General features: G+C 65.2%; 20 protein-coding genes. 9 read left to right on the forward strand and 11 right to left on the reverse strand.

Annotated elements, in window-relative coordinates; translation table 11 throughout:
- Window positions 1-434: 434 nt before the first annotated feature.
- From ACUCV3_RS03340 to ACUCV3_RS03380, 9 genes are all read right to left on the reverse strand, one after another.
- Window positions 435-2054 (reverse strand): DUF5597 domain-containing protein, encoded by a 1620-nt coding sequence (locus tag ACUCV3_RS03340; protein ID WP_122928288.1) that lies wholly within the window; start codon window positions 2052-2054, stop codon window positions 435-437.
- 13 nt (window positions 2055-2067) lie between these two features.
- Window positions 2068-2412, reverse strand: coding sequence for an L-rhamnose mutarotase (locus ACUCV3_RS03345; protein ID WP_482240384.1), 345 nt, complete (start codon window positions 2410-2412; stop codon window positions 2068-2070).
- On the reverse strand, window positions 2412-3179 hold the full coding sequence (locus ACUCV3_RS03350; protein ID WP_048937599.1) for an SDR family oxidoreductase: 768 nt from the start codon (window positions 3177-3179) through the stop codon (window positions 2412-2414). The genes ACUCV3_RS03345 and ACUCV3_RS03350 overlap by 1 nt, the downstream gene beginning before the upstream one ends.
- A complete protein-coding gene (locus ACUCV3_RS03355; RefSeq protein ID WP_048937600.1) occupies window positions 3152-4354 on the reverse strand; it encodes a UxaA family hydrolase in 1203 nt (400 codons plus the stop codon). Before ACUCV3_RS03355 ends, ACUCV3_RS03350 begins: the two co-directional genes overlap by 28 nt.
- Window positions 4351-4659: a UxaA family hydrolase gene (locus tag ACUCV3_RS03360; protein WP_122928290.1), complete on the reverse strand. Its 309-nt coding sequence runs from the start codon at window positions 4657-4659 to the stop codon at window positions 4351-4353. The genes ACUCV3_RS03355 and ACUCV3_RS03360 overlap by 4 nt, the downstream gene beginning before the upstream one ends.
- Window positions 4652-5635, reverse strand: coding sequence for an aldo/keto reductase (locus tag ACUCV3_RS03365; protein WP_122928291.1), 984 nt, complete (start codon window positions 5633-5635; stop codon window positions 4652-4654). Before ACUCV3_RS03365 ends, ACUCV3_RS03360 begins: the two co-directional genes overlap by 8 nt.
- Window positions 5632-6456: an amidohydrolase family protein gene (locus tag ACUCV3_RS03370; RefSeq protein ID WP_122928292.1), complete on the reverse strand. Its 825-nt coding sequence runs from the start codon at window positions 6454-6456 to the stop codon at window positions 5632-5634. The genes ACUCV3_RS03365 and ACUCV3_RS03370 overlap by 4 nt, the downstream gene beginning before the upstream one ends.
- A complete protein-coding gene (gene fucP / locus ACUCV3_RS03375) occupies window positions 6453-7634 on the reverse strand; it encodes an L-fucose:H+ symporter permease (RefSeq protein WP_240626728.1) in 1182 nt (393 codons plus the stop codon). The genes ACUCV3_RS03370 and fucP overlap by 4 nt, the downstream gene beginning before the upstream one ends.
- 152 nt (window positions 7635-7786) lie before the next feature.
- A complete protein-coding gene (locus ACUCV3_RS03380) occupies window positions 7787-10495 on the reverse strand; it encodes a TonB-dependent receptor (protein ID WP_122928294.1) in 2709 nt (902 codons plus the stop codon).
- 254 nt (window positions 10496-10749) lie between these two features.
- Between ACUCV3_RS03380 and ACUCV3_RS03385 the strand changes: the two genes are divergently transcribed.
- The 8 genes from ACUCV3_RS03385 to ACUCV3_RS03420 all read left to right on the forward strand — a co-directional run bounded on the left by ACUCV3_RS03385 (window position 10750) and on the right by ACUCV3_RS03420 (window position 21396).
- Window positions 10750-11541, forward strand: coding sequence for an IclR family transcriptional regulator (locus ACUCV3_RS03385; protein ID WP_122928295.1), 792 nt, complete (start codon window positions 10750-10752; stop codon window positions 11539-11541).
- On the forward strand, window positions 11538-12506 hold the full coding sequence (locus ACUCV3_RS03390) for an alpha/beta hydrolase (protein WP_122928296.1): 969 nt from the start codon (window positions 11538-11540) through the stop codon (window positions 12504-12506). Before ACUCV3_RS03385 ends, ACUCV3_RS03390 begins: the two co-directional genes overlap by 4 nt.
- A complete protein-coding gene (locus ACUCV3_RS03395; protein WP_122928297.1) occupies window positions 12503-13297 on the forward strand; it encodes a GDSL-type esterase/lipase family protein in 795 nt (264 codons plus the stop codon). The genes ACUCV3_RS03390 and ACUCV3_RS03395 overlap by 4 nt, the downstream gene beginning before the upstream one ends.
- 8 nt (window positions 13298-13305) lie before the next feature.
- Complete coding sequence (locus ACUCV3_RS03400) at window positions 13306-14112, forward strand: SGNH/GDSL hydrolase family protein (protein WP_122928298.1); 807 nt, start codon at window positions 13306-13308, stop codon at window positions 14110-14112.
- Complete coding sequence (locus ACUCV3_RS03405; protein WP_122928299.1) at window positions 14112-15737, forward strand: alpha-L-fucosidase; 1626 nt, start codon at window positions 14112-14114, stop codon at window positions 15735-15737. Before ACUCV3_RS03400 ends, ACUCV3_RS03405 begins: the two co-directional genes overlap by 1 nt.
- 23 nt (window positions 15738-15760) lie before the next feature.
- The gene (locus tag ACUCV3_RS03410; RefSeq protein WP_122928300.1) at window positions 15761-18097 is read left to right on the forward strand and encodes a glycoside hydrolase family 31 protein; all 2337 of its coding nucleotides are present in this window, start codon (window positions 15761-15763) and stop codon (window positions 18095-18097) included.
- Between the two features lie 13 nt (window positions 18098-18110).
- Entirely contained in the window at window positions 18111-19568 is a 1458-nt protein-coding gene (locus ACUCV3_RS03415; protein WP_122928301.1) for a GH1 family beta-glucosidase, read from the forward strand.
- Window positions 19569-19719: 151 nt separating this feature from the next.
- Window positions 19720-21396: a M28 family metallopeptidase gene (locus tag ACUCV3_RS03420; RefSeq protein WP_122928302.1), complete on the forward strand. Its 1677-nt coding sequence runs from the start codon at window positions 19720-19722 to the stop codon at window positions 21394-21396.
- A gap of 39 nt (window positions 21397-21435) precedes the next feature.
- Here the strand turns inward: ACUCV3_RS03420 and ACUCV3_RS03425 are convergent, their stop codons facing one another.
- Window positions 21436-21897 carry an Lrp/AsnC family transcriptional regulator gene (locus tag ACUCV3_RS03425; protein ID WP_122928303.1) on the reverse strand — a complete coding sequence of 154 codons (462 nt, stop codon included), beginning with the start codon at window positions 21895-21897 and terminating at the stop codon, window positions 21436-21438.
- Window positions 21898-22021: 124 nt separating this feature from the next.
- On the opposite strand from ACUCV3_RS03425, the gene ACUCV3_RS03430 reads away from it, so the two are divergent.
- Window positions 22022-23074 carry a Leu/Phe/Val dehydrogenase gene (locus ACUCV3_RS03430; protein ID WP_004208391.1) on the forward strand — a complete coding sequence of 351 codons (1053 nt, stop codon included), beginning with the start codon at window positions 22022-22024 and terminating at the stop codon, window positions 23072-23074.
- Window positions 23075-23200: 126 nt separating this feature from the next.
- On the opposite strand, the gene ACUCV3_RS03435 is transcribed toward ACUCV3_RS03430, so the two are convergent.
- Window positions 23201-24706 (reverse strand): MFS transporter, encoded by a 1506-nt coding sequence (locus ACUCV3_RS03435; protein WP_122928304.1) that lies wholly within the window; start codon window positions 24704-24706, stop codon window positions 23201-23203.
- Window positions 24707-24712 lie beyond the last annotated feature (6 nt).

The following is a 24712-nucleotide window of genomic DNA, read 5'->3' on the forward strand; positions in this document are numbered from 1 at the left end:
TAGCCAGCGCTGGCGGGCCGAAAATGGGCGCAATGCGCCTGTTACGCGCCGACGAAGCGACAGTGGCGCTACACTGACGCTCCTTTGACGCGACAGTCAGGCGACAGTGAAGCGACAGCAAGGCGACAGTCGGACCGGCGCCGGGCGGCGCGCGCGACGCCGAATAGCGAACCGGCAAAAGGCGTGATGTCGGAAGAGCGGCCTGTTTCATCCGGCAGGATAGATCAGAGAAAGACCGAATAGGAAAGCGCCGCCAGACGACCGCAGGCGATCAATGTCGGACATTCCTCCCCGGAACGGGGAGGTGGCAGCGCGAAGCGCTGACGGAGGGGCAGGTGCCTCTTAGTGCTGCGCTATTGGGCCTGTGCCCCTCCACCGCCTGCGGCGGTCTCCCTCCCCAAGCAAGCTTGGGGAGGAATTGGGTCGCGTGCTGCTTAGCGATAGCGGCCCATCGTCACCTTGAGCCAGACCGGCTTGTCGATGATGTTGAGGCCATAATCGGTCTGGTCGCCATTCCAGATGCGATCGAAGACCCAGTTGTCGCCTTCGAAATGGCCTTCCTCGACCTTGACGATCATGCCGTTGGCCGGGGCGCCTTCGCGCGAGCCGAACTGGACGCGGACATGGTCACCGGTGAAGAGAAATTCGTTGGCCGAAAGCTGCGCCACGACCATGCCGCCGACCATCGCCTTGTCCCAGGCCGGGGTGTCGGCATTGGGGAACCATTCGCGCTGGCCGAACTGCCACTGGCCAAAGCTGGCCGTCACCGTCCAGTCGCCCATGGTGGTGCTGAGCGGCGTGCCGTCGTCCGGCCGCGCCGCGCCCCAGGTCGGGTGGGCGAAGGCGATCTTGGCCCAGGGACGCATCGCCGCGCCGAGCACACCGAATTTCGAGGCGAAGGCGTGGATGGTCGCGTCGTCGAAGCTCTTGGCGCCGAGCGGATAGTTGAAATAGTCGGCATCATCCATGCCGAAGGGCGCGAAGCCGATCGCCCCGCGCCCCAGCGCCGACCAGAAATAGCGGGCATATTCGGCGGCATTGCCGATCTCCGGCACCATCAGCGCATTGTCGGGACGGGTGTAGAGATCGAGATGCTTGAAGACGTTGCGGCTGCCCCGGTCATAAATGTCGGGCGCGGCCAAATCGAGCGAGGGTGCCGCCGCCTTCCAGATATCGATCACATCGCCCTGCGGCCCGCCACTCGACACGGTCATCGGGTCGACCGGCTTGTAGGGATCGGTCAGCGAGGCGTTCACATACATGGGCAGCGGCTTGATCGCCTTGCCGGCCTTGGCCAGTTCCTCGATATAGCGGGCGGTGTACCAGGTATTGAAAGTGCGATCGGCGGTGTCGCCGAACACGCTCTTCCAGTTGCCCGCCGGCTTCTTGAGGGCACGGGTCAGTTCGGCCGGGACCGGGCCTTCGAACAGTTTCTGCGCGGCGGCGCTGAAGTCACGGGGATTCTGGTAGCTGCCGACCTCATTTTCGGGCTGCACCATGATGACCGTATTCTGCGCATCATGGTCGCGCACATAGGTTATGAGCTTCAGAAAGGCGCGCTTGTCCGCCGCCAGCGTGGCCGCGCCATGGGGCGAAAGCACGCCATGATCCTTGCCATCGGCGGTCTTCATGCGCGGGAAGCGGCGATTGTCGAGCTTCACCCAGTCGGGGGTATAGGCAAGGCCGGTATTCTTCCAGGCGCCGAACCAGAGGAGGACGATGCGCTTGTCATGGGCGCGCGCCTCGTCAAGCAGGGTCTGGACGAAGCTATAGTCGAACTGGCCTTCCTTGGGCTCAAGCTGCTCCCAGGCGACCGGCACTTCGACCGTATTGGCATGGATGCTGTCGAGCCGGTCCCAGACCTGCTTCAGGGGCGCGGCATAATTGCTGCTGTTATTGACCTGGCCACCCAGCATCAGGAAGGGCGCGCCGTCGACGATCAGGGCATGGCGGCCATTCTTGCTCTCGATATGCGGCACTTGTCCGCCATTCTGGGCGAGCGCGGGGGTTGCGAGCAGCATGGCGCCCGTGAGCAGGGGAAGAAGATTGCGCATCAGATCGGGTCTCTCAGGGCTGTTCGTCTAGGGAAAATATGCGGGTGGCGGCGGTCCATTTGGCGCCGGGGACGGACCAGGGCAACGGCAGCTGGACGCCGTCCATCTGCGCTTCCCAGGCCTGCACCGCCGGATCGGCGGCGTCGGCCGCCGCCTTGGCCGCCGGGTCGAAATCCGGGCCGGTCTCCATCAGCATGACCAGCCGGTTGCCGCTGCGATAGATATCCATCGCCCGGACATCGGCGGCACGGATGCTGGCGCCGATGGCCGGCGGCAGTGCGCCGGACGCATGCCATGCCTCATATTGGGCGATGGCGGCCGCATCGTCGGCCAGGTCGATCAGCAACACATGACGCATCACATCACCCAGCCGCCGTCGATCACATGGACCGCGCCGGTGGTGAAGGCGGCATCGTCGCTGGCGAGATAGAGGACCAGGCCGGCAATCTCCTCCGCCTTGCCGAGGCGTCCCATCGGCTGGCGCGCGACGAAGGCGGTCTGGGCGGCTTCATAATCGCCGGTGTCGTGCAGCCGCTGCTGCAGCGAGGGGGTGTCGACGGTGCCGGGGCAGATGCAGTTGCAGCGAATGCCCTGCCCGACGAAATCGGCGGCGACCGCCTTGGTCAGGCCGATCACGCCCGCCTTGGTCGCGCCATAGGCGAAGCGGTTGGGGATGCCCTTCACCGAGCTGGCGATGGAGGACATGTTGACGATCGCGCCCGCGCCCTTTTCCACCATGCCCGGCAGGAAGGCCGAGATGGTGTGATATTGGGCGGTCATGTTGAGCGCGACGGCAAAGTCCCAGTCGGACTGGCTGCATTCCAGGATATTGCCGGCATGGACCACGCCGGCAATGTTGGCGAGGATGTCGATCGGGCCGATGTCTGCGGCCAGTGCGCGCACGGCAGCGCCGTCGGTGACGTCGAGGGCGAGCCGCTCGCAGCCCTCCAGCCCGTCGAGTGCATCAAGATCGCGGTCGGTGGCGAAGACGCGCGCGCCCTCCGCCACGAAACGCTCGACCGAAGCCCGGCCGATGCCGCGGGCGGCGGCGGTGATGAGCGCGGTCTTGCCGGCGAGGCGGCCGTTCTGCGGGGCGCTCATGCGCGCGCCACCATCGGCAGACATTCGGGACCGATGGGATCGAAAGCCTTGTAGGTCAAAATAAACTCCTGATGGCCCAGTTGTTCGGAAAGGCTGCGCTCGCCCGCCGCGACGGCGAGGATGGCATCATAGATTTCCTGGCCGACCTGATCGAGGGTCGCTTCCCCCTCCAGGATGCGGCCGGCATTGACGTCCATGTCGGCGGCCAGGCGGCGGCCGGTTTCGGGATTGGCGCAGATCTTGATGACCGGCGAGATCGCCGATCCGACCACCGATCCGCGCCCGGTGGTGAACAAGGTGACATGCGCGCCGCAGGCGATCAGCTCGACGATCTCGGCATTGTCGGAGATGTTGGGGAAGCCGAAGCGCGGCTCGCCATCGGGCACGACGTCGAGCAGATAGAGGCCGCCCATCGGGGGGATATCGCCCGGCTTCAAGATGCCGTCGATCCGCGAGCTGCCCGACTTGCTGTAGGCACCCATGGATTTTTCCTCCTGGGTGGTGAGGCCGCCTTCGGCATTGCCCGGCGCGAAGCTGCCAAAGCCCATGACGGTATAATAGGCCTCCGCCTTCTGCACGCAGGCCTCGATCGCCGCGGCGAGTTCGGGCGTGGCGGCGCGGTCGGCCATGATCTTCTCGCAGCCGACCAGTTCGCCGGTCTCCTCGAAGATGCAGGCTGCCCCTTCCGCCACTAGCCGGTCGAAGGCGCGGCCGACCGCCGGATTGGCGGTGATGCCGCTGGTGCCGTCCGACCCGCCACAGATGGTGGCGACGACCAGTTCCTCGACGCCCATCGGCACGCGCTCGACCCCGGCGATCTGCGCCCGCACCCGCTCGACCGCTTCCAGACCGGCGGCGATGGTGGCGGCGGTGCCGCCCTTTTCCTGGATCACCAGCAGCTCGGCCGGACGGCCGCTCGCCTCCACGACGGCGCGGAGCTTTTCGCGGTTGAAGCTTTCGCAGCCGAGCGAGACGATGACGAGGCCGCCGACATTGGGATGGGTGGCGATCGCCTCCATCACCTTGGCCGCATAGGCGTTGGGATAGCAGCCGGGGAAGCCGATCAGCTGGACATCGGGATCATCGGCCTTGTCTACGATGCGGCGCGCGACATGGTGCGCGCATTCGACCAGATAGGCGACGGCGACGACATTGCGGATGCCCTTGCGCCCGTCGGAACGGAGCCAGCCCTGGATCATGCGCCCTGCTCCAGCGCGGTGCGGGTGTGGCTGCTGATATAATCGCTCTTCATATTATGCATATGGACCCATTGGCCGGCGACGACCGGCGCGGTCATCGAGCCGATCGGCGCGCCATATTTGATGACCTTGTCGCCCTGCGCCAGCGCCATACGGGCGATCTTGTGGCCGATCGCGATGCCTTCGCGCGCGGGGATGGTGCCACCGGCGACGGGCAGGATATCGCCCGCCTCGATCGCGCTGACGCAGATCAGCACATTGTCGTTAGGGTGCAGCAGGATGAGGCGGCTGTCATGTTCAAGCATGGCTGTGGGCCTTGGCAAGAGGATGGGCACGGGCGGCGGCGTCGAGCGCCGGCCAGAGCGTGTCTGGAATGGAGGCGCCCAGGCGGGCGATCGTGTCATGGACCTGATCCGCGCCGACCAGGCCGGGGATCACGGCCATGACCTGTGGGTGGCGCAGCGGATATTGCAGCGCGGCGGCGGGCAGCGCAACGCCGGCATCGCGGCAGAGCGCCGCCATGGCATGAGCGCGGGCGAGGATCGCCGGGTCCGGTGCGGCATAATCGAAATGGAGCGGGCCGCTGAGATCACGGGCGAGGATGCCGCTATTATAAGGGCCACCGACGATGACCTGCACATCGGCGCTGGCGCAGCGGTCGAGCAGTTCCTCCGCGCCGCGATCGAGCAAGGTGTAGCGGCCGGCGATCAGGATCGCGTCCAGTTCCACCCGGTCGAGCAATTCGTGGCAGATCGCGACCTCGTTGACGCCGATGCCGATCGCGCCGATCGCGCCGGCGTCCCGCAGGTCACGCATCGCCCGATAGCCGCCGTCGAGGAAGGCGGCGAGATGATCATCATGCGCGTCGCCATGGGTCAGGCGGCCGATATCATGGGCGAGCAGCAGGTCGATCCGGTCGCGGAGCAGGCGCTTCTGGCTGCTTTCGAAGGAGCGCAGCACGGCGTCATGGCCATAGTCGAAATGCGGCTCGAACGGGTCGGCATCGACGAAGCCATGGCGTTCGCCCTGCGCTTCGGTGGGCCGCAGCAGGCGGCCGACCTTGGTCGAGACCCGCGCCTTGTTCTGCGGGTCATGGTCGGCAAGCGCCGCACCCAGCCGCCGTTCGGCGAGGCCAAAGCCATAATGGGGGGCGGTGTCAAAATAGGCGATGCCGGCGGCGAAGGCGGCGTCGAGGGTGGCGCGCGCCTCCGCATCGCTGACGACGCGATAGAGATTGCCGATGGGCGCGGTGCCCATGCCGAGGGTGGGAAAATCGATCATGCGGCGGCTCCCAGCGTGACGCTATAGAGGCGCGCGGCATTGTCGGCGAAGATGGCGCGATGGGCCACGACCGGCAGCGATGTGCGCGCGAGATCGAGCCAGGCGGCATAGTCGGACGCGAGGGTCAGCACCGGCCAGTCGCTGCCCCAGAGCAGGCGATCCGGGCCGAACAGGGCGAGCAGTTCGGCGGTGAAGGGAGCGGCGGCGCCCTCCCCTGCCCCCGGCGCCAGCTCTGTCAGCAGGCCCGACAGCTTGCAGGCGACATTCGGGCAAGCGGCGAGATCGGCCATGGCGGCGCGCCAGTCCGTCGGGATCGCGTCGCCGACCAGCGGCTTGGCGGCGTGATCGACGATTATGCTGAGGTCGGGCTGGCGCCGGGCCAGCCGGGCGAGCGAGGCAAGATGCTGCGGCCGCACCAGCGCGTCGAGCACCAGCCCTTCGCGGGCGAGCGCCGCAAAGCCGGGTACCAGTGCCGGATCGTCGAAACAGTCGGGCGCGCGGCCCTGCATCATCGGACGGATGCCGACCAGCGGCCCGGCGACCTGCATCGCGGCGACGCGAGCGGCGACGTCTCCCGTAAGATCGACCCAGCCGACGACGCCGGCGATGCGATCGGTTTCGGCAGCGAGTGACAGCAGCCAATGGGTGTCGGCATCCGATTCCTGGCTCTGCACCAGGATCGCGGCGTCGACCTTGTTGGCATCTAGCTGCACGAGCAGATCATCCAGCCCATAATCGCGATGGATCGCCGGCAGGTCTTCGCCGGGCCAGCTGCAATCGTTGCAGCCAAGCTGCCAGAGATGGACATGGGCGTCGATCATGCCGCCCCGCCCTTGCCCCGCATGCGATGGGCATAGTCCGCGACCACCAGGAAGCAGAAAGCGGGCACCGCCATCGCGGCGTTGATCGTGCCGGCCAGGTCGGAAATCAGTCCCATCACGGCCGTCAGCACCGCGCCGCCGATGATGGCCATGACGATCATCGATGCGCCCGGCTTGGTCAGCGGGCCGAGGCCGTCGAGCGAGAGGACGAAGATGGTCGGATACATGATCGACATGAAGAAGCTGGCCGCCACCAGCGCGACGACGCCGGGCAGGCCGAGCCAGACCGAACCGACCAGCGCGAGGCCGAGATTGACGAGCGCGAACAGCCGCATCAGCCGCGCGCCATCGAAGCGGGAGAGCAGCGCCGCACCGGCAAAGCGACCGGCCATGAACAGGCCGAGCGACAGGGTCAGCAGCCAGGCGGCATGCTGGGCGGTGATGCCCGGCAGCGCCGCCTGCGCATAGCGGATGAGATAGCTCCAGATGCCGACCTGCGCGCCGACATAGAAGAATTGAGCTGCGACCCCGGCCAGATAGCGCGGACGACGCAGCAACTGGCGATAGCCGGCCAGCGGCGAAGTGGCGCCGGCATGGCCCTCCACCGCCGCCTTCGGGAAGGAGGTGCGCGCGAGCAGAGCCGCCCAGGCCAGCACGACCAGCGCGATCAGCAGATAGGGCAGGCGCACGGCCGCGGCAGCAGCGGCGCCCTGTGCCGGCGCATCGGACAGGATCAGCGTCGCGCCCAGCGCCACGCCGGTGATCGAGCCGAGCGGATTGAACGCCTGGGCGAGATTGAGGCGGCGGGCGGCACCGGCGGCATCGCCCAGCACCGCGACCATCGGATTGGCGGCGGTTTCGAGGAAAGCCAGGCCACTGGCGATCACGAACAGGGCGAACAGGAAGAAGGGATAGCTGACCGCGGCGGAGGCCGGCAGGAACAGCAAGGCGCCAAGCGCGAACAGCAGCAGGCCCAGGATCACCGTCGCCTTGTAGCCGAAACGCTGCGCCGTCAGCGCGGCGGGAATGGCGAAGCAGAAATAGCCCAGATAAAAGGCCGACTGGACCAGGCCCGAGGCGAAGTCCGAAAGGGCGAAGGCGTGCCGGAAATGGGCGATCAGCACGTCGTTGAGATTATTGGCAAGGCCCCAGAGGAAGAAGAGGCCGATCGTCAGCATGACCGCCATCCTTGTGGCGCCGCTATCTTCCTGTCTGTCTACCCTGGCATCTGCCTGCATCACCCATCCTCTCTATTGGCGAACATGGCAGGCCCGTCCCTGTTGGGATCGGGCCTGCGCAGTCGGGGGAGGCTACACGCCTCCCATGCGGATCAGTAGGTGATCCGGGCCGTCAGGCTGATGCGACGGTCATTGACCACCACGTCACGCGGACGGCTGTCGATACCGAAATAGGTCGCACGACGGGTGTTGGTCAGGTTGGTGCCGTCCAGCGCCAGCGCGAACTGCGGCGTCACATTATAGCTGATCGACGCATCGAGCTGACCGAAGGGCTTGTTGAACACCGGCAGGCTGCCGGTGCCGTTGCCCGCCGTGGTCACGACATATTTGCTGCGCCAGTTATAGGCGACGCGGGCCGACAGGCCGCCCTTCTCGTAGATGCCGACGATATTGTAATTATATTTCGACAGCAGTTCGAGCGGAACGTTGGTGACCGGGCCGCTGGTGGCGGGCGACGGTGCCTGCGAGTCCACATAGGTGAAGTTCGCCTGCATGCCGAGGCCGTCGAACGGACCGGGCAGGAAGTCGAAGAACTGCTGATAGGCGAGTTCAAAGCCCTTCACCTTGCCCTTGGCGACATTGTTGTAGGACGTCACTTCATATTCATAGCTGTTGCCATTGTCGAAGGTGACGTCGCGATAGGACACGGCGGTCTGGATGTAGTTCTTGATATTCTTGTAGAAAGCCGCTGCGGTCAGCGAGCCGGTCCGCGAGAAATACCATTCCACCGTCGCGTCCAGATTGTCCGACTTCATCGGCTTCAGATACGGGTTGCCGCCGCTGGCCGTGTGGATCTGATCCTGCTGCGCGGCGCCCGGTTCGCTGATCGTCAGGCTGGGGTTGAGCTGCGTGAAGGTCGGACGCGAGATGTTCTTCGCGGCGGCGAAACGCAGCTGCAGATTGTCGGTCAGGTGGACGCGCAGGTTCAGGCTCGGCAGGACCGAGGTATAATCCTGCGACACGGCGATCGGGTTGAACACGGTCGGGCCGCTGACTTCATTGCCATTTTCGTCCAGCACGATCGGGGTCTGCTGATAATAGCCCGACACGTCGAGATTGGTGCGGACCACGCGGACGCCGATATTGCCGTCGATCGGATCGGCCTTGAAGAAGGCGGTGGCATAGCCGGTGAAGGTCTTCTGCCGCTGCTGGTTGGTGCCGCTCTGGGTATAGGCCGGCGCGCTGGCAATGCCCAGCGTGTCGAGCGTGTTCTGATAGTTGCGGATGATGCCGCGGTTGAAGGCGATGATGTTGCCGAACAGGTCGGCGTCGCCGCGGAAGAAGTCGCCCAGGTCAACCGTTTCCAGTTCGCTGGGGATGCCCGACAGGCCAGTATAGCGATAGCCGGTGTCGATCGTGCGGTTCTTGCGGTCGGCATAGCGGAAGCCGGCCTTGATCGACGACAGGATGCCGGCATCGAAGCGATATTCGGCGTCGAGGCGCGCGGTCTTGTCCGACGCCTTCGATTCATTGAGGTTATCGAGATAGAAGGCGCTGGTGTAGGTCGCCGGGTTGGTGAGGCCGGTTTCCGAACCGATGTTCACGACCGGGATCGAACCCGAAATATCCTGATAGAGCGTGTCGGCAACGCCGTTCAGGCCGAAGATCGAGCGCAGATTCTTGGTCTTGGCATCGACATACTGGCCGTCGGCGGTGATCGTCAGATTGTCGACCGGCTTCCACTTCAGGTTCAGCGAATAGTCCGTCGTCGTCGAATGACGGGTCTGGGCGCTGGTGTTGTTGCCGACCGGCACGTCGATGAAGGTGCCGCTCTCGAAATCGCCATTGTCGGCATAGGTGAAGGCAGCGCCCGGCTGCGGGATGATTGCGCTGCCCGAGCTGTAGGCAAAGAAGCTATAGTCGTCGAAACGGAACTTGTAGTCCGAACGGAAGACTTCGGCAGTCAGCTCCAGCGTGTCGCTGGGGCGCCACTGGAGCGCGACATCGGTGCCGAGGCGACGACGATCGCCATAGACTTCGCCGATACCGGTACCATGCGGCAGGGTCGTGGTCTGGCCGGTGCGGCCCAGGCTCGCCAGCACTTCGGCGTCGGTCGCGTTGGTCGGATCGAGCGTGTAGAAGGGCTCGGTCGAGATCGTGTCCTGACGGAAGGCGGTCTTCTGGAAGGAGACGCTGGCGAGGATACCGATTTCACCGATGCCGGTGTCCCAGCGGTCGCTGACCATCAGCGAGGCCGACGGCTTGAACTTGTCGGTCAGGTCGAAATAGCTCTGGGTCGCGGTGGCGGCGACCTTCAGACCGTCAAAGTCGAACGGCTTGCGGGTGCGGAAGTTGATCGTGCCCGACAGCTGATCCTCGATCAGATCGGCCGACGGATTCTTGTAGACGTCGATGCCCGACAGCAGTTCGGACGGGATGTCTTCCAGGTTCAGCTGGTTGGCGCCCGAGGCGGTGAAGATGTCGCGGCCGTTGAGTTCGGTGCGGACCTGGGTCAGGCCGCGGATCGCGACCGAGCTGCCTTCGCCATATTGACGCTGGACCTGGATGCCGGTGATGCGCTGCAGCGCTTCGGCGACATTCCGGTCGGGCAGCTTGCCAATGTCTTCGGCGACGATCGAGTCGACGATCACGTCGCTGTTGCGCTTGATCGACTGGGCGCTGGAAAGGCTGGCGCGGACACCGGTGACAACGATGCCATCTTCGGACGCAGGAGCATCGCTCGACTGTTCCGCAGCCACATCCTGGGCGTGCGCCTGGACGCTGCACCCCAGCATGACGCTGGCGAGCGAGATACCGGCGAGCAATTCCGCACGCGACGGCACGTTAAAATTCTTGAACATTTGGTCCCTTCCTCTCCCCTGGCCCCTGGTCGGAGCACTGATCGATTCGGCGCCGCGATGCCGCGGCAAAAACATATTCCCCTGCCGTGATATTTCCCTATTGGGAGCGATACCAACGCGGCGCCCTATTACTCTCCGTTTCCAATTTGTGAAATATAAAAATTGATTTCACCTGTAGATGGTGTGTAGGGAAGGACCAACAGATGATGGCGCTACCAAAGGCGAGATAGCGCCCGATTGGTGAGGGGATCGGGATGGAAGGCAAGGCGCGCTACCAAGCGCCGGCCCTGAAGAAAGGGCTGGAAATTCTGGAGCTTCTGGCCGGTTCCAGCGAGCCGCTGATCATGTCCGACATCTCCGCCGCGCTCGGCCGGTCGGTCAGCGAGATTTTCCGCATGCTCCAGGTGCTGGAGGAACATGGCTATATCGCCCGCGCCGAGGATGGCTATCGCCTGACCAACCGGCTGTTCACCCTGGGCATGAGCCAGCCGCCGATTCGCGACCTTGCCTCGACCGCCCTGCCGGTCATGCAGGAACTGGCGCGGCAGGCCGGGCAAAGCTGTCATATGGCGGTGGTGTCGGGCGCGGAAATGGTCGTCATCATCGCGATCGAGGCGCCGGGCCTGTCGGGCTTTGCAGTGCGCGTGGGCTATCGCCGGCCGCTGCACCGCTCCAATTCCGGCCGCATCCTGCTCGCCTTCCAGTCGCCCGAAAATCGCGAGGCGATGCTGAAGGACATCCGGGCGAGTGATCCGCAGTTCGAGGAAGGCGATCTGGTCGCGCGGCTGGACGCCGCCGTCGCGGCGGGCGGCGCGGTGTCTCCCAGCCCGATGCTGACCGGCATCACCGACCTGTCGGCGCCGATCCTGGTCGGCGGGATCGCCCGTGCATCGCTGACCATGCCCTTCGTCGACGGCGCCGCCAACCGGGCGAGCATCGAGCAGTGCAATGACCTGGTGCGCGCCGCCGCGCAGGCGATCGGCGCGGCCATGTCGCCGATCAAGGATGCGCCGTCCCGCGCCAACGCCATGGAGGAAGAGCAATGACCCTGCTGGATCGCCGCACCGCGCTGATCGCCGCCGCCGGCCTTGCCGCCCTGCCCGGCCTTGCCGCCGCGCAGACGACGACGGCCGACGAGGTGATCGAGCTGTGGCCCGGCCCGCCGCCCGGAAACACGGGCGCGCGGATCGTCCGCAAGATCGACGATCAGTCGAAAGACCCGGCCAAGTCCGATCGCTGGGTGACGGGGATCGCCCGCCCAGTGCTGGTGGTGCGCCGTCCTGCCCGCCCCAATGGCGCGGCGATGCTGGTAGTGCCGGGCGGCGGCTATGGCTTCCTGTCCTATGACAATGAAGGCACGAGCCAGGCCGCCTGGCTCAACGAACAGGGCATCACCGCCTTCATCCTGCTCTATCGCCTGCCCGGCGAAGGCTGGGTGCAGCGGCAGGACGTGCCGTTGCAGGATGCCCAGCGCGCGATGCGGCTGATCCGCGCGCGGGCTGTCAATTTCGCTGTCGACAAGGGCCGCGTCGGCGTGCTCGGCTTTTCGGCCGGCGGCCATCTGGCGGGATCGCTGGCGACGCGGCATGGCGAGCGCGTCTATGCCCCGGTCGATGCCGCCGATCGCGAAAGCGCGCGCCCCGATGTCGCTGGCCTCATCTATCCGGTGGTCAGCCTCGACGCACCCTTCACCCATGGCGGGTCGCGCGACATGCTGCTGGGGGAAGGCGCCAGCGCCGATATGCGCCGGGCGCGATCGGTGGAGATGCGGGTGGACGCCGATACGTCGCCCATCTTCCTGGTCCATGCCAGCGACGACGGGCTGGTGCCGCCGGCCAACAGCATCGCCCTGTTCCAGGCGATGGAAGTCGCCAAGCGGCCAGTCGCGCTCCATATCTTCGAGGATGGCGGCCATGGTTTCGGCGTGCGCCTGCCCAGGACGATGCAGGCGTCGGCCTGGCCCGGCCTGTTCATGACATTCGCCGCCAAGCAGGGATTGCTGGCGCAATGAAGACAGCGCTGTCGATAGGCCTGCTCGCGCTTGTCGCCAGCGCTGCGTCCGCGGCACCGGGCTCCTATCAAAGCGCGCCCGAACGCCGCGCCGTCGCGGAAAAGGATTGGGGGCCATGGCTTGGCCCGTTCCGCGCGAAACTGGTGCCCAGCCTGATGCAGGATTTTGGCGAACGCTATCTTTACGCCCCGGCCAATGCCGCGCTGCCCGCGCCGAAACCTGGCGAGCAGCGCGTCGTGTTCCTGGGCGATTCCATCACCGATCGCTGGAACCTGGCGGCAAGCTTCCCCGGCAAGCCCTATGTCAATCGCGGCATCGGCAGCCAGGTGACGGCGCAGATGCTGCTGCGCTTCCATCAGGATGTCGTGGCGCTGCAGCCGAAGGTCGTGGTGATCCTGTCCGGCATCAATGACGTCCAGGGCTTCCTGCAACAGGAAAGGCCCGAGCAGATCGAGGCCAATTGGGAAGCGATGGCCGACATCGCCACCGCCCATCATATCAGGGTCGTGTTCGGATCGATCCTGCCGGTCAACAACTACACGGATGCGGCGAAGGATGTGGTGGCGGAGCGCAAGCCGGCCGAACTGGTCGCGCTCAACCAGTGGCTGCGTGCCTATTGCGCGCAGCATGGCCATGTCTTTGCCGATTATCATGCCGCGATGGTCGACCAGAATGGCCTGATGGCCGCCGCCTTTACCCAGGACGGCGTGCATCCGCTGGACAATGGCTATGCCGTGATGGCGCCGATCGCCGCCAGGGCGATCGCGCAGGCGCTAGGAACAAGGAAATGAGGACGACGATGCTGCGTTTCACCGCCCCCCTTCTCGCCGCTGCCTGCGCGGTGGCGCTGGCCGCGCCCGCCCTCGCCGAAACCAAGGTGCCGGGGGATCCGCATGCCAATGATCCGGTCGGCATCGTCGCCGATCCCTGCCCCCCCCATGAGAAGCCGAGCGACGAGGCCGGCTGGAAGCTGTGGAACCTGCACATGCTGACCCGCGATTTCGGGCAGCTGTGCCGTTATGCCGCCGCCAACAAGGCAATCGAGGGTCAGAAAGTGCGCGTCGTCTTCATGGGCGATTCCATCACCGACAACTGGATCAACCTGGACCCGACCATGTTCCAGAACGGGCTGGTCGATCGCGGCATCAGCGGCCAGACGACGCAGCAGATGCTGGTGCGCTTCCGCAATGACGTGATCGCGCTGAAGCCGAAGGCGGTTCACATCATGGCGATGACCAACGATATCGCCGGCAATACCGGTGCGGCGACGATGGAAACGGTGCTGGGCAATATCCAGACCATGGCCGACCTCGCCCGCGCGCACGGCATCAAGGTCATCATCGCCTCCGTGCCGCCCGCCGCCGCCTTCCCCTGGAGCCCCGGCATGACGCCCGCGCCGCAGGTTGCCGCGATCAACACATGGCTGGCCGACTATGCCCACGCCAACGGCTTCACCTTCGTCGACTATCACAAGGCGATGGCGCAGCCCGATGGCGCGATGAAGCCGGGCCTGTCAAGCGACGGCGTCCATCCGACCAGGGAAGGCTATGCCATCATGCGTCCGCTGGCCGAAGCCGCGATCGCCAAGACATTAGGAGCCAAGTGATGCAGGATTTCGGACGCCGATCCTTCCTGGCGGGCGCGGCTGCGCTGGGCCTGGCCAATGCCGCCCGCGCGGCCAGCCCGATGGGCACCGCCAAGGGTCCGGTGCAGGCGAGTTGGCCCTCGCTGGTCGACAATTACCGCTATCCCGACTGGTTCCGCGACGCGAAGCTGGGCATGTGGTCGCACTGGGGGCCGCAATCGGTGCCGGCGCAGGGCGACTGGTATGGCCGCTTCATGTATATGCAGGGCCACCCGATGTACGAACATCACCTCAAAACCTACGGCCATCCGTCGGTCGCGGGGATGAAGGACATCCAGAATCTCTGGACCGCCGACAAGTGGGATCCCGATGCGCTGATGGCCAAATATCAGAAGGCCGGCGCGAAATATTTCATGGCGCTGGCCTGCCATCACGACAATCTCGATTGCTATGACAGCCGCTATCACGCCTGGAACAGCCTGCGCGTCGGGCCGAAGAAGGACATCGTCGGCATCTGGGAGAAGGCGGCGCGCAAGGCCGGCCTGAAATTCGGCGTGTCGAACCATGCCGCCCATGCCTGGCACTGGTATCAGCCCGCTTATGGCTATGATCCGGTCGGCCCGCAAAAGGGCGTGCGCTATGACGCCTATACGCTGCGAAAGGCCGATGGCGTCGGCCAATGGTGGGATGGCCTCGACCCGCGCGAACTTTATACCGGCGGCCATGCCGTGCTGCCCGACGGCATCGACACGATCGAGGCGATGGACAAGTGGCACGACGTCCATAACGGCCAGTGGATCGAGACCGGGCCGAAGGATGACCCGGCCTATGTCACCCGCTGGCTGCTGCGCCAGACCGACCTGGTCGCGAAATACAAGCCCGACATGGTCTATATGGACGATCATGAACTGCCCTTCGGACCCGTAGGGCTGGAAGCGGCGGCGGACTATTATAACCGGTCGATCGAATGGCACGGCAAGATCGACGTGGTCATGACCGGCAAGCAGCTCAAGCCCTATGCCCGGTTCGGCATCGTCCAGGATGTCGAGCGCGGCTATACTGACCATATCTGGGACGAGCCGTGGCAGACCGACACCTGCATCGGCGACTGGTTCTACAATATCGCTCGCCTGACCGACAAAAGCTACAAGAGCGCCGAGCAGGTGATCCAGCGGCTGGCCGATGTCGTGTCGAAGAACGGCAATCTGATGCTGTCCATCCCACAGCCCGGCGACGGTTCCATCGACAGCGAGGCCGAGAAGATCCTGGACGCGATGGCGGGATGGATGGTGCATGGCAGCGAGGCGATCTTCGGTTCGCGCCCGTGGAAGCGCTATGGCGAAGGGCCGACCCAGGCGATCGTGGGCATGCAGAATGAGGAGAAGGCCAAGCCCTTCACCGCGCAGGACATCCGCTTCACCACCAACAAGGGCGCGCTCTATGCGCTGTTCCTGGGCAAGCCGGCCGGATCTACGACCATCCGCTCACTGGCGCGCAGCCAAGGGACTGGCACAATCGAGCGGGTGACGCTGCTCGGCGGCGGCCAGCTTGCCTTCCATCAGGATGGCGCGGGCCTCCACTTCACCATGCCGCACGGCATCGATTTCGTCCCCGCCGTCCGCATCGACGGCCGGGGTCTGGTTTAATGCAAGTACAGGGAATGACTGGGATGATCGCAAAGGGCTTCAAGGCAAGACTGGCGGGGATCGCATTGGGTGCATCCTGCATCGCCATCGCCGCACCAGCGCTGGCCGCACCGATGGCGCTGCTGGACCGCAATGGCAGCCGGGTCGCGATCGAACCCTATGCCCCCAATATCGTGCGCGTCACCATCGCGATGGACCCGGACCTGGCGCAGGCGGCACCAGGCGAAGGCCCCAATGCCAAGGCCGATGCCAGCGGCTGGACCCATAGCAGCGACGCGACCGGCGACATCTTCACCTCCTCGGCGATCTCGCTGACCATCGATGCCCAGCCCTGGCCCGGCGCGCCGACCCAGATGCAGCGCTATTTCGCCCCGGCCCTGCCGCCGGTCAGCCTGTCGGTGAAGGATGCCAGCGGCACCGTCCTGACCAAGATGACCGGCTGGGAAATGGCGCCGGTGACGGTCAATGGCGAGAAGACCTTCAAGGTCGGCGCCAGCTTCGACGCGCCGCTGGACGAGCATTATTACGGCCTGGGCCAGAACCAGGAAGGCTATATGGATCTGCGCGGCAAGCAGATCGACTGTTCGCACAGCTATGACGCGCCGGCCGGCGAGACCGTCTGCGTTCCCTTCCTGGTCACCAACAAGGGCTATGGCATCGTCTGGGACAATCCGGCGCGCACTTTGGTGTGGCCGGGCCTGCACAATTCGACCCGCTTCCAGAGCCAGGTCGGCGAACGCGTCTCCTTCTTCGTCATCACCGGCAAGACGACCGATGACCTCTATGCCGGCTATGCCAAGCTGACCGGCGCGACGCCGCTGCCGCCCAAGGCCGGTTTCGGCCTGATCCAGAGCAAGGCGCGCTACGAGAGCCAGAAGGAATTGCTCGACGTCGCCAATGGCTATCGCCAGCGCAATCTGCCGCTCGATATCATGGTGCTGGACTGGTTCTACTGGACCCGTATGGGCCAGCTCGACATCGACCGCACCTATTATCCCGACCCCAAGGGGATGAACGACCAGCTCAATGCCATGGGCATGCGGTCGATCATCAGCGTGTGGCCGCGGTTCGAGCGCGAAGGCCGCTATTTCGAGTATCTCAAGTCCAAGGGCTGGTTCCTGAAGGACAAGGACGGCAATCCGGTCGATGGCCTGCCGATGCGGTCCGACCGGGCCGGCGCGCTGATCGACAGCACCAATCCGCAAGCGCGGGAATGGTTCTGGGGCAAGCTGCGCGACAATATTGCGAGCCAGGGCTTCGACTGGTTCTGGCTGGACGAGACCGAGCCCGATCTGGTGCCGGACGGCTATTTCTACTCGATCGGTTCGGGCGACCGCTATCATAATCTGTTCCCGCTGGTGCATACGTCGGGCGTGGCCGAAGGCTCGGAGCGCGACCGTCCCAATTTCCGCAACATGATCCTGGCGCGCGCCGCCTATCTGGGCTCGCAGCGCAATGGCGGCCTGTTCTGGTCGTCGGACATCAAGTCGACCTGGGAAGCGCTCGACCGGCAGGTGCCGGCCGGCCTCAACTTCACCGCGTCGGGCCTGGCTTATTGGGGTAGCGACATTGGCGGCTGGCAGTGGCCGAGCGGCCCCAAGGCGCAGCATCCGGTGCTGCTCGATCCGGCCGGCATGACGGCGGCGGGTGCGGATTATACCGATTATCCCGAACTGTTCGTGCGCTGGTTCCAATATAGCGTGTTCACGCCGACGCTGCGCATCCATGGCCAGCGCCCGGACACGGAATTGTGGACCTATGGCAAGGCGGCCGAGCCGATCCTGGCCGACTGGCTGCGCCTGCGCTACACGTTGATCCCCTATATCTATGCGCTGGGCCGCCACACCTATGACACCGGCGCGCCGTTCATGCGCGGCCTGTTCATGGACTTCCCGAACGATCCCAAGGTGTCGGCCATCGGCGACCAATATATGTTCGGCCCCGCCTTCCTGGTCGCCCCGGTGACCAAGCAGGGCCAGACCAAGCGGTCGGTCTATCTGCCCGCCGGCACCGCCTGGTATGATTATTGGACCAACCAGAAATATGAGGGCGGCCAGACGATCGAGGTGGATGCGCCGATCAACCGCATGCCGCTGTTCGTGAAGGCCGGTTCTATCGTGCCGATGGGCGTGCAGGTGAAGAGCACGGCCGAGAAGCAGGCCTTGGAAAGCATCCGGGTTTATCCGGGTGCCGACGCGCGCTTCACCCTTTATGACGATGACGGCACGACCAATGCCTATCGCAAGGGGGGCATGAAGGCCGAGTTGGTCTGGGACGACAAGGCAAAGACGCTGACGAGCAAGACGAAGCTGCCCACCGGCCAGGCCATCAGCGGCCTGGTGCAGATCGTCGGTCAATAAGGAGACAAAGAAGATGACGGGTATCAATCGCCGCGAACTGGGCCTGGGCCTGGGTGCCGCCGCGCTGGGCGCGGGCCTGGCCGGGTGCAGCTCCGCGAGCACCCAAAATGCGGCCGGGGCCGCGCCGCAAGGCGATCTTGCCTTCCCCGCCGACTTCCTGTGGGGCTGCGCCACCGCCGCCTATCAGATCGAGGGCGCCGTGAACGCCGACGGCCGGGGCCAGACCAACTGGGACGTGTTTTCCCACACGCCCGGCAAGGTCGCCAATGGCGACACCGGCGACATCGCCTGCGACAGCTATAACCGCTATCAGGACGATATCGCCCTGTTGAAGGCGCTGGGCGTCAAGGCCTATCGCTTCTCGATCGCCTGGTCGCGCATCTTTCCCGATGGCCGGGGCCAGCCCAACGCCAAGGGGCTGGACTATTATAATCGTCTGGTCGACGGGCTGCTGGCGGCGGGCATCACCCCGCATGTCACCATGTTCCACTGGGATCTGCCCGCCGCCCTGCCGGGTGGCTGGCAGAATCGCGACACCAGCTACGCCTTTGCCGACTATGCCGGCTATACCGCCGGCAAGCTGGGCGACCGCGTGAAGAATTTCATGACGCTCAACGAACTGCGCTGCTTCACCGATTTGAGCTACATGACCGGCGGCAAGGCGCCGGGCCTGAAGCTGCCGATGAAGGAAGTGAACCAGGTGCGCCATCATGGCGTGCTGGCCCATGGTCTGGGCGTGCAGGCGATCCGCGCCGCGACCAAATCGGGCACGCAGGTCGGCATTGCCGACAATCCCAACATCTATGTCCCCGCGATCGAGACGCCCGAACATATCGAGGCGGTGAAGAAGGCCGTGCGCGAGGAGAACGCCATGTTCCTGACCGCGATCATGGAAGGCCGCTACATCGACAGCTACCTGACCGCGCAGGGCAAGGATGCGCCGGTGGTCAAGGATGGCGACATGAAGCTGATCGGCGCGCCGCTCGATTTCCTGTCGGTCAACGTCTATACCGGCAACACCGTCCGCGCCGACGAGACCGCGCCGTCGGGCTACAAGATCCTGCCCCATCCGGGTCAGGCGCCCCGCATGCCCTCCCCATGGCTCTATGTGACGCCGGAGGTCATCTATTGGGGGATGCGCGCCATAGCCGAGAACTGGAAGCCCAAGGGCCTCTATATCTCCGAAAATGGCTGCTCGGCCGACGACAAGGTGGCCGAAGACGGCAAGGTCTATGACACCGACCGCGTCATGTATCTGCGCAACTATCTGACCCACCTGCAGCGCGCGACCCGCGAAGGCATTCCGGTGAAGGGCTATTTCGTCTGGAGCCTGATGGACAATTTCGAGTGGGAGGATGGCTATACCAAGCTGTTCGGCATCCACCATGTCGACTTCAAGACCCAGAAGCGCACGCCCAAGCTCAGCGCCGACTGGTATCGCGAACTGGTGCGCACCAACAAGCTGGTGTGACCCGAGCGCCGCCGCCGTCCCCTTGCGGATGGCGGCGGCGACCTAAAATTCCACGCCATATCGACATATGGCGTCGCATGGGCATTATCCCCTCGCATTGCCGGCCGCTGACTCGCGCCGCGCAATATTCAAGAGAGATAAGGAGTTACCCATGACGATGTCGCCGCTGTCCCGTGCCTCACGCGCCGCCTGGCGGACGCTGGCCTGTGCCGGGCTGCTGTCCGCTTCCGCCCTGGCCGTGGCGGCCACGACCGCGCCGCAGTTCGACGTCGCGCGCATCGTCAACGACATCAAGATCCTGGCCAGCGACGAGTTTGAAGGCCGTGGCCCGGCGACCCGCGCCGAGACCAAGACGATCGACTATATCGCCAAGCAGATGGCGGCAGCCGGGCTGAAGCCCGCCGGCGACAAGGGCACTTGGTTCCAGGACGTGCCGCTGCGCATGTCGAACATCACCGGCACGCCCAGCCTGTCGATGACCGTGGGCGGCGCGGCCCAGCCGCTGACCCAGGGCACGGAAATCGCCGTGCGCGCGGCCGAGACCGGCCAGTCGGCGGTCAAGTTCGCCAACCTGCCGCTGGTCTTCGTTGGCTATGGCGTGAAGGCGCCGGAACGCGGCTGGGACGATTTCAAGGGCGTGGACCTTAAAGGCAAGATCATGGTCGTGCTGGTCAACGACCCCGATTTCGAGGGCGGCGAAGGCGATTTCGGCGGCAAGCTGATGACCTATTATGGCCGCTGGACCTACAAATATGAAGAAGCCGCGCGCCAGGGCGCGGCCGGCGTGCTGGTGGTGCATGAAAGCGAGCCCGCCTCCTATGGCTGGGCGACGGTCAAGAACAGCAACACCAACACCATGTTCGACATCGTCCGCGCCGATCCCAAGAGCGCGCACACCCAGATGGAAGGCTGGATCCAGAAGGATCTGGCCGCCAAGCTGCTGGCCGCGTCGGGCGTCGATTTCGAGGCGGCCAAGGCGGCCGCGCGCAAGAAGGACTTCAAGCCCATTCCCCTGAAGGCGACGATGAGCGCCGACTATGCGGTGAAGTCGGAAATCATCACCTCGCACAATGTCGCGGGCATCCTGCCGGGCAGCAAATATCCCGACGAGACCATCATCTATTCCGCGCACTGGGACCATCTGGGCATCGGCGCGCCGGACGCGAAGGGCGACACCATCTATAATGGCGCGCGCGACAATGCGTCGGGCACCGCCGCCCTGCTGGAACTGGCCCGCGCCTATGCCAAGGGCCCCAAGCCCGAGCGCAGCGTGCTGTTCCTGGCGGTGACGGCCGAGGAGAAGGGCCTGCTGGGTTCGGAATATTATGCCGACAATCCACTGCGCCCGCTGGCGACCACGGCCGGCGTCATCAACATGGACGGTCCCTTCGCCGCCGAGAAGACAGTGAACTTCTCCATCTCCGGCGCGGCGAAGCTGGACCTCTTGACCCTGCTGACGCAGGAAGGCGAGAAGCTGGGCCGCCATTATACGCCGGACGCACGGCCGGAAGCGGGCAGCTTCTACCGCTCCGACCATTTCCCGATGGCCAAGCGCGGCGTGCCTGCCATCTCGTTCAACCCCGGCCGCGAACTGGTGAATGGCGGCGCGGCGCGCGGCAAGGAACTGGGCGATATCTATACCCGCGATCGCTATCACCAGCCGGCCGACCAGTATGACGACAGCTGGAATACCAGCAGCTGGGAGGGCGACATGACCCTGCTCTACAATGTGGGTCGCCGCGTGGCCGACGGCCATGACTGGCCCAACTGGTCGAACGACAGCGAATTCCGCGCGGCCCGCGACGCCAGCCAGGCGCAGCGCAAGTAAGATGTGAGGCGTGGCGGCCGATGCCTACCGGCCGCCATGTCATATCGGCAGTTCGTGGGTCGACTTGATTTCGGACAGGGCGACGGTCGAATTGATTTCCTGGACGCCGGGCAGCTTGCTCAGCCGTTCGAAGAAGAAGCGTTCATAGGCCTCGATATCCTTGGCCACGATGCGCAGCATGAAATCCATCGTGCCGAGCAGCACGAACGCCTCCAAGACTTCGGGAAAGCCGCCGATCGCGGCGCTGAATTCGTCCAGATTGGCGCGGCCATGGGCGTTGAGCTTTACCTGGGCAAAGACCTGGGCATTGAGGCCGACCTTGCGCCGGTCGAGCAGGGCCACCCGCTTGCGGATCAGCCCTTCCTTTTCCAGCCGGTCGATGCGGCGCCAGCAGGGTGACGGGGTCAGCCCGACCTTGTCCGCGATCTCCGCCGTGGTCTGGCTAGCATCGCGCTGCAATTCGCGGAGAATCTTCCGCTCAAAACGGTCGAGTTCGATCATATTTTCCTACATATCGACGATGACAGGATAATTCATCCTCATATTGGCGATATCGGGCTTCAAATCAGGCAAGATTCTTCTCTGGAGACCGGCGATAAGGCGGCATCATCCCGAGGAGAAGAATATGGTTTCCCGTCCTGCCCGCCTGAACCCGCCGATGCAGTCGGTGCGGCTGCTTGATCCCGCCAGCGGGCTGGACGGCGTGATTGCCATCCACAGCACCGCGATCGGGCCGGGCGCCGGCGGCTGCCGCTTCTGGCATTATGCCGACATCGGCGCGGCGCTGGACGATGCCTGCCGCCTGGCCGAGGGCATGAGCTACAAGAATGCCATGGCCGGCCTGCCCTTCGGCGGCGCCAAGGCGGTGCTGCGCCGGCCCGAAGGCGAGTTCGACCGGGTCGCGCTGTTCCAGGCGTTCGGCCGCGCGGTCGAGGAACTGGGTGGCACCTATGTCACGGCCGAGGATGTCGGCACCAGCGTCGCCGACATGCAGGCGGTGGCCAGCCAGACCCGCCATGTTGCCGGGCTGGACGTAGCCGAGGGCGCTGCCGGCGGCGATCCGTCGCCTTGGACCGCGCTGGGCGTGTTCGAGGCGATGCAGGCGGCCGCCCGCCAGTCGCTGGGTGCCGAACTGTCCGACCTGACGGTCGCGGTGCAGGGCACCGGCAATGTCGGCGCGGCGCTGTGCCGTCGCCTGGCCGATGCCGGCGCCCGCCTGGTGATCGCCGACATCGATCCGCGCCGCCGCAACACCCTGGCCGCCGTGCTGAACGCGAATGTGGTGGACGTGGCCGACATCGCCGCGGTCGAGGCGGACATCTTTGCCCCCTGCGCCCTGGGCGGCGCGCTCGATCCGCAGAGCGTGGCGGCGATGCAGGCGCGCCTGGTCTGCGGCGCGGCCAACAACCAGCTGGCGACGCCCGATGTGGCGGAGCTGCTGCGGGCGCGCGGCATCGTCTATGTGCCCGACTATGTCGCCAATGCCGGTGGCATCATCAGCGTGTCGGCCGAATATCTGGGCGAGGACCGCGCCAGCGTCGCCGCCCGCGTCGACCAGATCGGCGGCCGGGTCGCCCAGATACTTGACCAGGCCAAGCGCGAGGAGCGCTCCCCCGCGCTGGTCGCCGACGAAATGGCCGAAGCCATCATCGGCGAGGCCGAACGCCAGGCGGCGTGATTGCAAGCCGCAATGATGCTGCGCATCAGCGGCTTGCAACGCTCAGACGCCGCGCGGGCTTGATCAAGGCGTGATGTGGAAAACCCATCACGCCTTGATAGTCCCCCTTCCCCTCTGCGCTGTCGGTCAGTCCCGGCAGCGCAGGGTGGCAAGCGCCGCCAGCAGCATGACGGCGCCGGCAAAAGCCATGGTCCAGATCGGTTCGGTCGGGAAGAAATGGCGCATGATCGTGCCCATCACCGTCGCCACCAGCAATTGCGGGATGACAACGAAGGCGTTGAACAGCCCCATATAGATGCCGAGCTTGGTCTGCGGCACGCTGGAGGCGAGCATCGCATAAGGCATGGCAAGGGTCGAGGCCCAGGCGATGCCGATCGCCACTTCCGACAGTAGCAGCGCCTGTGCATCGCGCAGGACCAGGAAGGACAGGAAGCCGAGCGCGCCAAGCGTGAGCGCCAGCGCATGGGTCCGGGCCTGGCCGATGCGGCAGGCGAGCGGCTGGAGCAGGAAGGGCGCGGCGAAGGCGGCCACGCCATTATAGGTGGCGAACAGGATGCCGACCCAATTGCCCCCTTCATTATAGGCGGCGCTGGTCGGGTCGGCCGACCCGAACACATATTGGGCGACCACCGGCGTGGTATAGATCCACATGATGAAGAGCGCCGACCAGGTGAAGAACTGGACCAGCGCCAGCTTCTTCATCATCGCCGGCATGGTCGCGAAATTGCCGACCACATGGCTGAGCAGATTGTCGGTCCGGCCCTGCGCATGGAGGCCCCGCGCGACGATACGGGCGATGCCATAGGCCGCGAGCAGCCCGCCCAGCAGATACAATTCCTTTTCCAGTGCCCAGCCCCAAACGGCGGCGATGATGGCAAGGCCAGCGACGATCCAGAGCGGACCGCCGGCGGGGACCGGCGGCGCCTCCTCTTGCCTTGCCGCTTCGCTGGCCTGGGCAAAGCGGGCCATCTGCTCGGGCGAATATTCGCGGGTGGTGAGCACGGTCCAGAGCACGGCGAGGAACAGCGCGGCGCCGCCGATATAGAAGCTGACGCGCACCGTGTCGGGGATCATGCCGGCGGACGCGACATTGGAGACGCCCATCTGGTCGAGCAGCCAGGGGGTGGAGGAGCCGATCACCGCGCCGGTGCCGATGAAGGCGGTCTGGATCGCATAGCCGGCCATATGCTGTTCCTTCGCCAGCATGTCGCCGACAAAGGCGCGGAACGGCTCCATCGAGACATTGAGCGAGGCGTCGAGAATCCAGAGCATCAGCGCGGCGGCCATCAGGCCGGGCGCATTGGGCATGCCGAACAAGGCGAGCGCCGCGAACAATGCACCGGCGAAGAAATAGGGCCGGCGCCGGCCGAGGCGGCACCAGGTGCGGTCGCTATAATGGCCGATCACCGGCTGCACCAGCAGGCCGGTCAACGGCGCGGCGATCCACAGCAAGGCGAGATTGTCGAGATTTTCGCCCAGCGACTGGAAGATGCGCGACATGTTGGCGTTCTGCAGCGCAAAGCCGATCTGGATGCCGAAGAAGCCGAAGCTGATATTCCACAGCCCCCAGAAGCCCTGGCGCGGCCGGCCATCGGACGTCGTCGCGCCCGGTTCCAGCCCCATCTCATTCATTCCGGC

This window comes from Sphingobium sp. VMM (assembly GCF_056790315.1).